Origin of the sequence: uncultured Veillonella sp., from assembly GCF_934230905.1 — a bacterium.
In the GTDB taxonomy this organism is placed as follows: Bacteria; Bacillota; Negativicutes; order Veillonellales; family Veillonellaceae; genus Veillonella.
On the sequence record NZ_CAKQFJ010000013.1, the window covers coordinates 20,132 to 33,787 of the forward strand.

Below are 13,656 nucleotides of genomic sequence, written 5' to 3' on the forward strand. Positions count from 1 at the left end.
GAAAGACAAATGAGAGACGATAAATTTGGTATGCGTGGATTAACTTTTGATGATGTATTACTAGTGCCAGCTGCATCTGATGTATTACCATATCAAGTAGATTTAAAGACACAACTGACACGTGATATTTCACTAAATATTCCTATGATTAGTTCTGGTATGGATACTGTTACAGAATCTCGTATGGCTATTGCAATGGCTCGTGAAGGTGGTATGGGCGTTATTCATAAGAATATGTCTATAGAGGAACAAGCTCACGAAGTAGATACAGTGAAACGTTCAGAACATGGTGTTATCGTTGATCCAATTTTCCTAAGCCCTCAGAATCTTTTGGCCGATGCAGAAGAATTGATGCATAAATATAAAATTTCTGGTGTACCTATTACAGAACATGGTAAACTAGTAGGGATCATTACCAATCGCGATATGCGTTTTGAAACTGATTTGACTCGTCAAATTGGGGCCTGTATGACAAGTGAAGGTTTAGTCACAGCTCCTGAAGGAACTTCCTTGGAGATGGCTAAATCTATTTTAAGTAAACATCGTATTGAAAAATTGCCATTAGTTGATAAAGCTGGTAACTTAAAAGGCTTAATTACGATTAAAGATATTGAAAAAGCTACAAAGTATCCTAATTCTGCTAAGGATGCTAGTGGTCGTCTTTTGGTTGGTGCGGCTGTTGGTGTATCTAAAGATATGTACGACCGTTTGGATGCACTTGTAGCAGCTAAGGCTGATGTTATCATTGTTGATACTGCTCATGGCCATTCTGCAGGTGTATTACGTACATTGAAAGAAATCAAACAAGCCTATCCACATATTCCAGTTATTGCTGGTAATGTTGCAACCGCAGCTGGTACAGAGGCTCTCATTGAAGCTGGTGCAGATGCAGTAAAAATTGGTATAGGTCCTGGTTCTATTTGTACAACTCGTGTAATTGCTGGTATTGGTGTTCCTCAAATTACCGCTGTATATGAATCCGCTAAAGTGGCAAAACGTTATGGTATTCCAATTATCGCGGATGGTGGTATTAAGTACTCTGGTGATATTGCTAAAGCAATTGCAGCCGGTGCCAATGTTGTTATGATGGGAAATATTCTTGCTGGCACTGATGAAAGTCCAGGAGAAACTGTTATTTACCAAGGTCGTTCCTATAAAGTATATCGTGGTATGGGTAGCTTAGGTGCTATGAAACTTGGTAGTAAAGATCGTTATTTCCAATCAGAAGCTAAAAAATTAGTTCCTGAAGGAATTGAAGGCCGAGTACCTTATAAAGGTATGTTGGCAGATACTATTTTCCAAATGGTTGGTGGTTTACGTGCTAGTATGGGATACTGTGGTTGCCATAATATTAAAGAAATGATTGAAAATACTCAATTTATTCAAATTACGGCAGCAGGCTTGAAAGAAAGTCATCCACATGATGTAAGTATCACCGTAGAAGCACCGAACTATAGTGGTTTATAATGGAGTATTATTTTGAGTAAACGTATTTCGGTATTATCCGTCCCTATTGATTGCATTACAATGGATGAAGCAGTTTCAAAAATTATAGAGATGACGAAGCAATCAGGGCTACATCTAGTAGCAACTGCCAATGCTGAAATGGTTATGCTAGCAAATCAGGATCCCGTGTTACATGGGATCTTGAATTCCGCTAGTTTGGTTGTTCCTGATGGAGCTGGTATATTGTGGGCAGCAGAACGTATGGGTGAAAGTGTACCTGAACGTGTTACTGGTGTAGATATTACCAAAGAATTGTTTAAAAAAGCTGCGAGTAATCAAATCCCCGTATATTGTTTAGGTGCTGCTCCTGGGGTAGCACAACAAGCAGTTTCTAATTTACAGGCAATGTATGGTACCATTAATATTGCTGGTATTCATGATGGTTTCTTTAATGAAGAAGAGGAACAACGTATTATTAAAGATATTGAAGTTTCGGGTGCTAAGCTAGTATTTGTTGCATTAGGTGTGCCAAAACAGGAACAATGGATTTCAGAAAAATTATCCTCTTTACAAGGCGTTGTGGCCATTGGTATAGGAGGGTCTTTTGATGTGTTGGCTGGAAATATTCCACGTGCACCTCATTGGATGCAACGTAATCGTTTAGAATGGTTGTATAGATTATATTTAGAACCTAAACGTATTGGCCGAATGTTGGCCATTCCAAGGTTTATGTGGACTGTTATTAAGAATAAATAGGGGAGTTTAGTTGTGCCTACAGGACCAATAATAAAAGAAGGATTTCCTTTAATCGGAGTGATGCTTATCATTACGATTATAGCTGCGTATTTTGGATATTATAGTATTGCAATCATCACATTTATTTTGGCATTATTTTTTATGAATTTTTTTAGAAATCCAAAACGCAACATTCCTACTGATCCGGATGCTATATTATCGCCAGCTGATGGAAAGGTAATGGAGATTGAAGATGTATATGAAGACTTGTATTTACATCGAGAATGTAAAAAGGTAACAATATTTTTATCTGTTTTTGATGTGCATGCCAATCGAGCTCCTATTGAAGGTAAAATTACATATCGTCATTACACGATGGGAAGTTTTTTACCTGCTTTTAAAGAAGAGGTAGGATTTGAAAATGAACGCCACACAATTTGTATAGAAAATGATAAAACAGAAGTGCTAGTTACTCAAATTGCAGGCTTATTGGCCCGTCGTATCGTTTCCTGGACGGATCTTGATAGTATATTAGAACGTGGTCAGTTATATGGCATGATTAAATTTGGTTCGTGTACTGAAATTTATATGGATAAAAATGTAGAAATCTGCATTAAAAAAGGTCAACATATCACTGGTGGAGATACTATTATCGGGAGGTTGCATCATGAATAAATCAATCATTCCAAATTTATTTACTAGTTCTAACTTAGCTTTTGGTGTTATTGGAATAACATTAGCTGCTACGGGGAATACCTTTGGAGCGGCAATTTGTGTAATACTTTCATTAATTGCAGATGGTTTAGATGGTCGTGTTGCTAGGGCTTTAGGGGTTGCAGGGCCTATGGGGCGCGAATTAGACTCTTTGTCTGATGTTGTTGGATTTGGTGTTGCGCCAGCTTATATGCTCTATGTTAATGATTTGCAAGGATTAGGTTGGCTTGGATATGTTCCATTATTGGCGTTTGCTGTTTTGGGTGCATTTCGTCTAGCTCGCTTTAATATTAAAACTGATGATATTCATGGTTATTTTGAAGGTCTTCCTATACCAGCAGCTGGCTGTCTAGCTGCTACCTATGTCTTGTGTGGTGTGCGAGTGCCACAATTAGTTCTTTTTGTGGCTATGATTCTTGTTGGAATTTTAATGGTCAGTGAAGTTAAGTATCCCGATTTTAAAGGGAAAAGTGCAGTTCGTATTAGTAAAATAGCTCTTGTATTGGTAGCGCTTCTTATTATTGCTGCGTTAGTATATGATTGGCATACTTGGGCTGTTATGATTTTTACTGGTTATGTGTTGTTTGGTCTGTTTAATACAGCGTTGAATATAGTGCGTAAATAGACTGTGGAGGGTTGGCTTATGGATTACCTACTGGATCTGATAATGATTCCTATGCAGGTAATAATCGTAATTTATACGGTTTATTATTTCGTACTTGCTGTTATAGGTATGTGGCGATCTCGAGTTCATAAAAACTATACACCGAAAAATTCATTTGCCATTGTTGTGTGTGCTCATAATGAAGAGGCTGTAGTTGGAGAACTTGTAAAAAATTTAAAAGGGTTAGATTATCCTGATGAGTTATACGATATTTTTGTCGTAGCAGATAATTGTACTGATAAAACAGCGGAGGTAGCTAGTGCTGCTGGAGCGAATGTACATGAACGTTTTAATAAAGACGATGTTGGCAAAGGTTATGCCATGGGATGGATGTTTGATCGTGTGGATAAGATGGATAGAAAATATGATGCTTTCCTTATTTTTGATGCCGATAACTTAGTACATCCTCAATTTATGTTGGAAATGAATGATCATCTTGAAAAAGGTGAGTCTGTAATCCAAGGTTATTTGAACTCTAAAAACCCAACAGATTCTTGGGTCGCTGGCACTTTTTCTATCATGTTTTGGATGGTTAATCATATGTGGCATCTAGCTAAATATCGCATTGGTTTATCTACTGCTTTAGGTGGCACAGGAATGTGTATTCGTACATCTATTATTAAAGAATATGGCTGGGATTGTACAAGCTTAACAGAGGATATGGAGTTCTCCATGAAGCTATTAACACATGGCCTTAAAACAACATGGGCTCATGATGCTATTGTGTATGATGAAAAAGTAACTACTATGATGGCCTCTTGTAAACAGCGTTTGCGTTGGGCACAAGGTCAATTTGACTGTGCAGATCGCTATATTCCTAAGTTATTTGCAGCAGGCATTAAGCAAGGTAATATTGTTATTTTAGATGGTATTTTGCAAGTTAGTCAGCCTTATTTTTTACTGTTGACGACTATTTATTTGGTATTATCTTATATCAATGCCTATGTACCGATTTATACCAATATTTTATATCAAATTATGCCTATGTCTGTATGGCAAATTATAGGTATTGGCCAGTATTTATTCCCGCTTATTGTGCTATTAAAAATAAAAGTACCTCCTAAAATTTGGTTCTATTATTTATTGTATCCAATTTTTGTATATTCTTGGGTTCCAGTCAATATTTTAGGTTGGTTCCGTCGGCATAATAAGGAATGGTCTCATACGGTGCATACTAGAGCAGTTGGTTTAGGTGATGTAAAACTAACTCGTATGGGTAATATGAATAAAAATAATAAATAGGAGAATATATGCATATTTTAATGTGTAATGATGATGGAATTTTGGCGGCAGGTCTTCGTAATTTAGCTGATTATTTAAGTCAATTCTATCGTGTCACTGTTGTAGCACCTATGGTTGAACAAAGTGCAAAGTCTCATGCTTTAACAACTGAAATTCCTTTAAAATTAGATGCATATAGTGAAGAAGATGCTAATCCTAGATTATATGGTTTATCGGGAACACCATCAGATTGTATGAAGTTTGGACTAAGCTATCTTCTAGCCGATGATATGCCAGACCTTGTTGTGTCTGGCATTAATCACGGTTTTAATTTGGGATCTGATGTGCTATATTCTGGCACTGTATCAGCAGCAATGGAAAGTTCTTTTTATGGTATTCCTGGATTAGCTTTATCCGTAGAAAGATATTCAGATGAGCGTGGGGCTGAAATGCATCCATTTATTTACAGTTTAATTGAAACTGTATTTAATGAGCATCATTTTGAAGGCCTATTAAATGTTAACTTTCCTAAAACAGGTTTATGTGATTGGGACCATTTTAAATTAGTTAGTCAAGGACTTCAAACTTATAGTAATATAATTGATGCGCGTATTAATTCACGAGGTCAAGATTATTACTGGTTGGCTGGTGATTTAGATTGTGGAAAAGAAGCTGTTCCAACAGATGTTGAATATGCTCGAAAAGGCTATATTACAGGTGTAACATTGACTTGGAAGCAGCAAGATAATGAATCAATGAATACGTTAACTAATATTTTAGAAAAAATATAATTTTTTTGTTGACAGACATTTTGTATTCCTATATAATTACAAATGTTCCGAGATGCCGGAGTGGCGGAATGGCAGACGCACTTGACTCAAAATCAAGCGGGTAACACCGTGTGGGTTCAAGTCCCACCTCCGGCACCAAATACGAGCGGAAACGCTTGCACAGGTGATAAGAGTAATCTTATCACCTGTTTTTTATTTATACATTTCCAATAAAATGATAGAGGATGTTATGGATATACAACATATTATGGATTATTTACCAACAACATATACTTTGCAACAGGGGGAATCATCAAAAACAATGGTTGATTTGCAGCTATTAAAGGAGATACCTATTGATAGTTCTGTTAATCAGTGTCAAGGATTTTGCTATAATTCAAAAAAAGATGTATTTGTATTGGCTTGTATTAATTCCGAAAATTCACGTCAAATCATATACGAACTTGATCCAAAGACATTTGAAATTGTAGGGACCTATAGGTTTCATAATTCTACAGAATTAGCACATATGAATACACTTACATATAATCCGGATACAAACTTGTTATATACGACGAATGCAACGGTTGATGGACATCGTATTACTACAATTAATGCAGATACAATGTCAATTGAAGATACGATTACAATTTCTGAGCGTGTATTTAATTTAGCTTATGACCAAAAAAATAAAGAATTTATATCAATTGTACCTATTGATGCAACAATGAGACGTATTAATTACTATACACCTCAATTTAAATTAATACAGTTTAAAGATATAGATGCTCATAATAATGATTTTAATAATAATGGGGCTTTTGCTAGTGCTGGTCAAACTATATTTGCAACGTTGTCTACAGTGGTTACTATCGATAAAGATGGTAATGTTTCTAGAATAATTCCATTTCAAAAAGGATTAGAAATAGAAGATTTAGATATGCGTCATAATATAATGTATGCAGCTGTTAATATGAATCATAAGGTTTTTATTTATAGTATGCTAAACTATTAATAGACTGCATTTCATCAATGATTAATCTAATCAAATTGTGTATAATAAAATAATAGATAATCGACATATAAGAGGTTATGATATGAGATTAGGCACAGATATAATAGAAATTGATCGAATTAAACAAGCCATAGAACGGTCGGATCGTTTTCGACAGCGTGTATATACGGAACATGAAATCGCTTATTGTGAAAACAAACATACAGGGGTATACCAATCCTATGCAGGCATTTATGCAGCAAAAGAGGCTTTTATGAAAGCGCTGGGAACGGGATTACGATACGGATCATGGCAAGATATTGAGGTGTGCCATGATGAATTTGGAGCACCATATCTAAGCATAACAGGGGCTTTCAAAAAAATTATTCAAGAACGAATATGTACGGAATCTATAGTTTCTATTAGTCACTGTCGCGAGTATGCTATGAGCACTGTCATTATAAAGGGGTAATTTATGTACAGTTTAACGAGAGAAGCATCACAACATATTGATGCGTATGTACCGCGTCATCTACATGTACCTTTAGAATTGCTTATGGAAAATGCAGGTCGAGGTATTGCAGATGCATTGGTAGATGTAGAAGGGGACCTTTTTCATGAGGATCCCATCACAGGTATGGTCTTATTCGTATGTGGCACTGGTAATAACGGAGCCGATGGACTTGTAGCAGCTCGTCATTTGATGGAACAAGGGATTCCTATTACGATTGCTTTGGTAGGCAATGTATCACATGGTAGTGAGCTATTTACTAAACAACTAACCATGGTGCGGGCCTTGGGAATTGATATTGTTTCTTTTGAAAGTTTTAGTGATTGGTCCCGTGTTCATGTTGTTGTAGAAGGTTTGATGGGAACTGGTTTTCAAGGTGAGTTACGGGAATCTGTAATTTCTGTACTACATGACATCGATGTGGAACGCAATCAATATGGATTTTCCTTATGGGCTATCGATGTGCCAGCCGGTGTTGATGCTACTACAGGAGAGGCTTCTGATTATGCATTATCCTATGATACGACGGTGACCTTTGGATCTGTTAAAGAGGGGCTATTGTTATATCCCGGCAAATCTTTGGCCGGTACAGTAATAATTGCACCATTGGGAGTACAATGGGAATTAGCATTAGGACCAGAGGCGCCATTTAATACATCTCATTACGTCTTGTATGACCATTTAGCTTCATTGCTCCTCAGTGATCGTATACCACAGGCACATAAAGGTGTTAATGGTAATGTATTAATTGTTGGTGGCTCTGATTCGATGGTAGGAGCTCCTATTATGAGTGCTGAAGCTGCCGTGCATACTGGGGCTGGTAAGGTTTCATTAGCAGTCCCCAAAAATGTAAGACCTATTGTACAGTCTAAATGCATACCAGAAATTATGGTGTTGCCATTAGAACATTCAGGTTCCATTAATTTAAAATCCTATGATGTTGTTGCGGTTGGCCCCGGATTGGGACGCACAGATGAAGCTAAAGTATTGGTAAATTCTCTGCTAGAGCGACAAGCGGGACATATGGTTATTGATGCTGATGGATTATATGCTCTTGGTACCATAGGACATGTTTATGCACATGGGGATAAGACTATTACTTATGAAGGTAATATACACTTTAACAACTGTATTATGACACCTCATTTAGGAGAGTTTAGTCGTCTTATTGATACATCCATTAAATTTATAGAGAAGCATTATGTAGAGTTAGCGATTCAATTTGCTGTAGCTCATAATGTAGTGCTCGTTTTAAAAGGAATTCCTAGTTTAGTGGCATTTCCTACTGGTGAAGTATATATTAATACGCAAGGAAATCCAGGAATGGGTACCGGCGGAATGGGTGATAGTTTAACGGGAATTATAACTGCCTTTGTAGCACAAGGTTATTCTTTACAGTCTGCGGCCTTATTAGGTGTCTATGTACATAGTCGAAGCGCTGATATATTGGCTGAAGAAAAGCCTTGGGGCTATACGCCAAGCGATGTAAGCCAATCTGTTGGTTTAGTAATACAAGAGTTATTGAAAGGATAGTTATATGACGCGTTTACAACGAATCGTACTATATATTGTAGCTTTGTTGATTCCGTTATTTGTATTGGTTGGATGTTCCAAGGGAGATATATCTCAAGCTACAACGCAAGCCGTATCTGCATCATCTAATTATTCTATTGATACAAAGCAGACAACTGCAGAAGGTCATGTTGACATCTATATGCTCGATATAGGACAAGGTGATGCAATACTTCTCAAAGTTGGTGATGAATATAGCATGATTGATACGGGCGATATTGAGCACCGAGAGAATATTGTGGCGCAATTACAAAACATGGGTGTTACAAAATTAAAAAATGTTATTATTACACATCCTCATGCGGATCATATGGGTGGTTTCTTAGCGATTGCTAAGGCTATGCCTATAGAACATGTATATGATGATGGTATTTCTGTTGATAATAATATGTATAAAACATATGAAAAATGGATTGAGAAGAAGAATATTCAACGAACTACGTTAAAGAAAGGTAGTACTGTTGATTTTGGTCATGGTGCAGTATTTGTAGTATATGCGCCTTGGGATGATACATTAGTAGATAAAAAAGGGCAACCGGATTTAAATAATAATTCTATTGTTGGTAAATTTATATTTGGCAAATTTTCTATGCTCTTTACTGGAGATGCAGAGTTACAAGAAGAGCAACGACTTATTAAAGAGCAAAATAGTAAACTTTTTGCTCGTATTTTAAAGGCTGGTCATCATGGATCACGCACTAGTAGCTCTGAAGATTTTCTAAAATCTGTAAAACCAGAGAGTGCATTAATTTCTTGTGGGTTATATAATAAATATGGTCATCCTCATGATGTAACACTACGTCATTTGAATGAACATAATATTGCTATTTATCGTACAGATACGATGGGACGTATTCATATAAGTACGGATGGGAATGAATGGCAAATTTCTACAGAACGATGATAAATATGTGTAATCCGTATACATATCTTCATGTTTGTATGAAATAATTTATCTATAATCTAACATTAGTTTATGGATAGATTGGAACGATGAGACGAAAGATTTAGTATCATCGGCTCATCTCTATGGTTTGGACAAAAAGTATGTCAGTTAGATTGGAGTGAATGTATTGCGTAAACTATTTTTAATTTGCTTTGCTTTTCTCATGGCTTTACCATTGATGTTAAGTCAAGCAAAGGCTGCTAATTTACAGGATGCTCGTTGGGTGACGAGAACTGATGCACCTGTACCATATGTTCGTATGGTTATAGATTTATCTGCTCCTGTGAAAGCTGCGGCATCCATCAATAAAGATGGAAAGACAACAACAGTTACTTTGAAGAATACAAAGCTGAAAACGCAGAAGAATAATATTTATATGGATTCTTCTATTGCTAGTTCGGCTCAACTTTCACAAGTAGGAAAAGATGTAGCGGTTACTATTAAAACCCCATATGCTTTGGATACTAACGATGTGAAGGTGTTTTCTTTAAAGAAGGATACGGTAAATCAAAAACCGTATCGTATTGTTGTAGATGTACAAAAGAAAGGTGTGGCTCCAAAACCTATTAATTATGGTAAGAAACCATCACCTGTTACGGCTCCAGCTAGTAGTAAAGGTTCTGGGATATACTCCGTATCAGGAGGATTATCTGGCAAGGTAATTACTATTGATCCAGGTCATGGTGGCAGTGATCCAGGAGCTATTGGACCTACTGGTTTCCAAGAAAAGAGTGCAACTTTACCGATTGCTAAATATTTGAAATCAGCTTTAGAAGCTCGTGGAGCCAAAGTATTCATGACTCGAACAACAGATGTCGATGTGTATGGTCCTAATGCAAGTGGTGTTGATGAGTTAGGTGCCCGTGTTAATGTGGCGAATTCTCATAATTCTGATGCTTTTGTAAGCGTTCATATTAACTCTTTTAATAACCCGAGTGTAGGCGGCATTGCTACTTATTACTATGCTAAGACTGGTAATGATGCTCGATTAGCGCAAAAAGTACAAAGTCAAATTGCAAATGTACCTGGATTTAATGGTGATAGAGGTATTCAAGAAGGTAATTTATATGTATTAAGACATACAAATATGCCAGCTATTCTTGTAGAATTAGGATTTATATCTAATCCTAATGAAGAAAATGCATTGAAGAGTAATCAAACTGAACAAGATTTTGCTAATCGTATTGCTGCTGGTATTGCTAGTTACTTTGGAGGCTAAGATTGAATATTCGAAATCAAATGGCAGTAGTTGCTTGTATCGGTATTTTAGTTTTTACAGCTGGCTGTAACTCAAGTCAAGTATCTAATACAGGTTCTTCTACAACGGTAAGCCAAGAGGTAAAGGTCAACAAAGACGCTGAAGCAACTAAAGCTTCTAGTGAATCTGTTAAAATGGTATTCTTTGTTCCCACTGAAGATGGTTCGGGAGTAAAGCAACAATCTGTGGATATTTCAGCGGATAAGGTAACGCCGAAGGCTGCATTACTGGCCATGTTAAAAGCTGATCGTCAACAAAAGTATCCTATCTTTGATAAGGCTATAGAAATCAATTCTGTAACAGTTAAAGATGGCATTGCTTCTGTAGAGGTAAATAAAGCATTTGTTGATGGCAAAGGTGGCGACTTAACTGTTAAGTTGCAAATGGCTGCTATCGTTAATACATTGACATCTTTTGATAATATCAATGGAGTGCTCTTTGTATATGATGGTAAAAAAGTTCCTGTAGTAGGATCATTTGATACAAAGAATCCTATTAAACGGATGGAACAACTTATAAAAAAATAATACAAAAATCGACCTCATTAGTACGATGAGGTCGATTTTTTTTATTCTTATATATGTTACAATACATATAGTGCATAAGATAAAAAAGGTGATATCGTGGAACTTAAAACTCTTGGTGAATTTAATTTTATACAAAGTATTGAATCGGGCACAATATATGACACAAGTACGTTAGTATGTGGTATTGGTGATGATTGTGCAATTTATAAAGCTACAAAGGCCTATGATCAGCTTGTAAGTACAGATACAATGGTGGAAGGCGTTCATTTTAGTTTTCATTATATGTCTCCTTATGATGTAGGCTATCGTTTGATGACGGCTAATTTAAGTGATATTGCTGCTATGGGAGGGCTACCTCGTCAGGTCGTATTATCTGTAGCTGCACCAGGTCATATAGATACACAAATTTTAAATGAAATTTACAAAGGTATTAAAGACCAATGCCAAAAATATCGCGTAAATCTTATCGGTGGTGATACAGTTAGTATAGATGGACCTATGGTGTGGACTATTACTATTATAGGTGAGGTTCCTAGTGGTAAAGCGGTATTAAGAAGTGGCGCTAAACCAGGAGATGTAGTTGGGGTTACGAATTACATTGGTTATGCTGCGACAGGTTTGGGGGCTTTGTCATATAATTTTAATGGATATCCTATGACAATAATTGGTCATCAACGACCGGAACCACAAATTGAATTAGGTCAATTATTACGGGAACTAGGTGTTCATAGTATGAACGATATTAGTGATGGCTTAAGCAGTGAGTTAAATGAAATTGCAAAGGCATCACAAGTTTCTATTGTTATCGATGAATCTCTTATACCTTTACATGAAGAAACTTATAAATTGGCTGAAGCATTGCATACTAATCCTGTAGATTATGCTTTGTTGGGTGGAGAAGATTTTCAGCTCGTATTTACAGCTCCAAAAGAACTTTCACGTGAATTAGAAGAGTTGGGAGCTATTACACTTATTGGTGAAGTTATAGAAGGAAATCCAATAGTACAATCGGTAACTAAAGATAAAGATATACGCTTATTAGAAGCGAAAGGATATAATCATTTTCATGAGTAAATATAAAGTTACATTAGAAACACATTCTGTAGAGGATACACAATGTTTTGGTAATCAATTAGGACAGTGGGTAAAACATAGTGGTAATCCACTCTGTATTGCTTTAATTGGAGATTTAGGGACTGGTAAGACACATATGTCTCAAGGAATAGCTAAAGGACTTGGCGTTATGGAAGAGATTACAAGCCCTACATTTTCTTTGATGAATACATATATGACATTATTGGGGGAAATATACCATTTTGATTTATATCGTATGGATTATGTAAGCGAATTGGAAAATATTGGGTTTTATGAATTTACAGAGGATCAAATTTCTATTGTGGAATGGGCTGATAAATTTATAGATGAATTACCTAATGAAACGTTATGGATACGCATTATTTCTCTTGATGATTGTTCTAGAAAGATTACATTAGAAAGTAATTTACTTGATGTTGAAACATTGAGTGCTTTAGGAGGTAAGTATGTGGTTGGGAATTGAAACAAGTTCTGTCGTTTCCAGTGTTGCTGTCATGAATGAAAATCAGTTGCTTGGTGAAATCACTATACAGGCTGGGCTTACTCATTCTGAGCAATTAGTTCCACATATTCAATCACTATTAGAGATGGCACGTGTACAAAAAACTGATTTGAAAGGTATTGTTGTTGCTAGTGGTCCTGGTTCCTTTACAGGATTGCGTATTGGTATGGGAACAGCAAAAGCTATGGCTTATGCATTACGTATTCCTTTATATGGTGTTATGACTATGGACAGTTTAGCTAGGAATATTCCATATACTACTGATACAATATGTACAGTTATTGATGCTCAAAAAAAACATGTATATGCTGCACTATATACATATGAAGATAGTCAATTGAAAATAATTGAATCTCCTTTTGTAGTAGAAGCTGTTTCTTTAGTAGCACGATTAAGAACTCAGCAGAATCGTGTAATATTTGTTGGAGATGGTATTAAGCGTATTGCTCCGTTAATAGAAGATGATGAATCATTAATTATTAGCAATCCTATATATCGTATTCCTAAGGCGAGTTCATTATTGTTAAGTGCTCAATCTTTAATTGAACGAGGTGAATGTGCTAATCCTATGGATATGGTACCCTACTATATTAGGCGTTCTGAAGCAGAAGTATTATGGGAAGAAAAGCATAAGGATAATCCAGATATGTTAAAGGTGAATCCTACAGTTACTGTAATCGAAGCGGCAGGAGATGAGTAGT

15 protein-coding genes and 1 tRNA gene are annotated in these 13,656 nt (G+C 36.2%); all 16 read left to right on the forward strand.

Annotated features, from left to right (window positions below; genetic code table 11):
* Positions 1 to 9: 9 nt before the first annotated feature.
* The 16 genes from guaB to tsaB all read left to right on the forward strand — a co-directional run bounded on the left by guaB (position 10) and on the right by tsaB (position 13,655).
* Positions 10 to 1,467, forward strand: a complete 1,458-nt coding sequence (gene guaB / locus Q0E20_RS04985; protein WP_295997158.1) for an IMP dehydrogenase — start codon at positions 10 to 12, stop codon at positions 1,465 to 1,467.
* A gap of 12 nt (positions 1,468 to 1,479) precedes the next feature.
* Complete coding sequence (locus Q0E20_RS04990) at positions 1,480 to 2,202, forward strand: WecB/TagA/CpsF family glycosyltransferase (RefSeq protein WP_295997161.1); 723 nt, start codon at positions 1,480 to 1,482, stop codon at positions 2,200 to 2,202.
* A gap of 12 nt (positions 2,203 to 2,214) precedes the next feature.
* Positions 2,215 to 2,856: a phosphatidylserine decarboxylase family protein gene (locus tag Q0E20_RS04995; RefSeq protein ID WP_295997164.1), complete on the forward strand. Its 642-nt coding sequence runs from the start codon at positions 2,215 to 2,217 to the stop codon at positions 2,854 to 2,856.
* Positions 2,849 to 3,520 (forward strand): CDP-diacylglycerol--serine O-phosphatidyltransferase, encoded by a 672-nt coding sequence (gene pssA, locus Q0E20_RS05000; protein WP_295997166.1) that lies wholly within the window; start codon positions 2,849 to 2,851, stop codon positions 3,518 to 3,520. The genes Q0E20_RS04995 and pssA overlap by 8 nt, the downstream gene beginning before the upstream one ends.
* 18 nt (positions 3,521 to 3,538) lie before the next feature.
* Positions 3,539 to 4,801 (forward strand): glycosyltransferase family 2 protein, encoded by a 1,263-nt coding sequence (locus Q0E20_RS05005; RefSeq protein WP_295997170.1) that lies wholly within the window; start codon positions 3,539 to 3,541, stop codon positions 4,799 to 4,801.
* An 8-nt stretch (positions 4,802 to 4,809) separates the two neighbouring features.
* Positions 4,810 to 5,571: a 5'/3'-nucleotidase SurE gene (surE, locus tag Q0E20_RS05010; protein ID WP_295997172.1), complete on the forward strand. Its 762-nt coding sequence runs from the start codon at positions 4,810 to 4,812 to the stop codon at positions 5,569 to 5,571.
* 54 nt (positions 5,572 to 5,625) lie between these two features.
* Positions 5,626 to 5,709, forward strand: a tRNA-Leu gene (locus Q0E20_RS05015).
* Positions 5,710 to 5,800: 91 nt separating this feature from the next.
* The gene (locus Q0E20_RS05020) at positions 5,801 to 6,565 is read left to right on the forward strand and encodes a YncE family protein (RefSeq protein WP_295997176.1); all 765 of its coding nucleotides are present in this window, start codon (positions 5,801 to 5,803) and stop codon (positions 6,563 to 6,565) included.
* An 82-nt stretch (positions 6,566 to 6,647) separates the two neighbouring features.
* The gene (gene acpS, locus Q0E20_RS05025; RefSeq protein WP_295997180.1) at positions 6,648 to 7,016 is read left to right on the forward strand and encodes a holo-ACP synthase; all 369 of its coding nucleotides are present in this window, start codon (positions 6,648 to 6,650) and stop codon (positions 7,014 to 7,016) included.
* Between the two features lie 3 nt (positions 7,017 to 7,019).
* Positions 7,020 to 8,588, forward strand: coding sequence for an NAD(P)H-hydrate dehydratase (locus tag Q0E20_RS05030; RefSeq protein ID WP_295997183.1), 1,569 nt, complete (start codon positions 7,020 to 7,022; stop codon positions 8,586 to 8,588).
* 4 nt (positions 8,589 to 8,592) lie between these two features.
* A complete protein-coding gene (locus tag Q0E20_RS05035) occupies positions 8,593 to 9,531 on the forward strand; it encodes a ComEC/Rec2 family competence protein (protein WP_295997186.1) in 939 nt (312 codons plus the stop codon).
* A gap of 169 nt (positions 9,532 to 9,700) precedes the next feature.
* Positions 9,701 to 10,792, forward strand: a complete 1,092-nt coding sequence (locus Q0E20_RS05040) for an N-acetylmuramoyl-L-alanine amidase (protein WP_295997189.1) — start codon at positions 9,701 to 9,703, stop codon at positions 10,790 to 10,792.
* Between the two features lie 2 nt (positions 10,793 to 10,794).
* Entirely contained in the window at positions 10,795 to 11,358 is a 564-nt protein-coding gene (locus Q0E20_RS05045) for a GerMN domain-containing protein (RefSeq protein WP_295997192.1), read from the forward strand.
* Positions 11,359 to 11,454: 96 nt separating this feature from the next.
* Complete coding sequence (thiL, locus tag Q0E20_RS05050; protein WP_295997195.1) at positions 11,455 to 12,432, forward strand: thiamine-phosphate kinase; 978 nt, start codon at positions 11,455 to 11,457, stop codon at positions 12,430 to 12,432.
* On the forward strand, positions 12,425 to 12,916 hold the full coding sequence (tsaE, locus tag Q0E20_RS05055; protein ID WP_295997198.1) for a tRNA (adenosine(37)-N6)-threonylcarbamoyltransferase complex ATPase subunit type 1 TsaE: 492 nt from the start codon (positions 12,425 to 12,427) through the stop codon (positions 12,914 to 12,916). Before thiL ends, tsaE begins: the two co-directional genes overlap by 8 nt.
* Positions 12,900 to 13,655, forward strand: a complete 756-nt coding sequence (gene tsaB / locus Q0E20_RS05060; protein WP_295997201.1) for a tRNA (adenosine(37)-N6)-threonylcarbamoyltransferase complex dimerization subunit type 1 TsaB — start codon at positions 12,900 to 12,902, stop codon at positions 13,653 to 13,655. The genes tsaE and tsaB overlap by 17 nt, the downstream gene beginning before the upstream one ends.
* Position 13,656 lies beyond the last annotated feature (1 nt).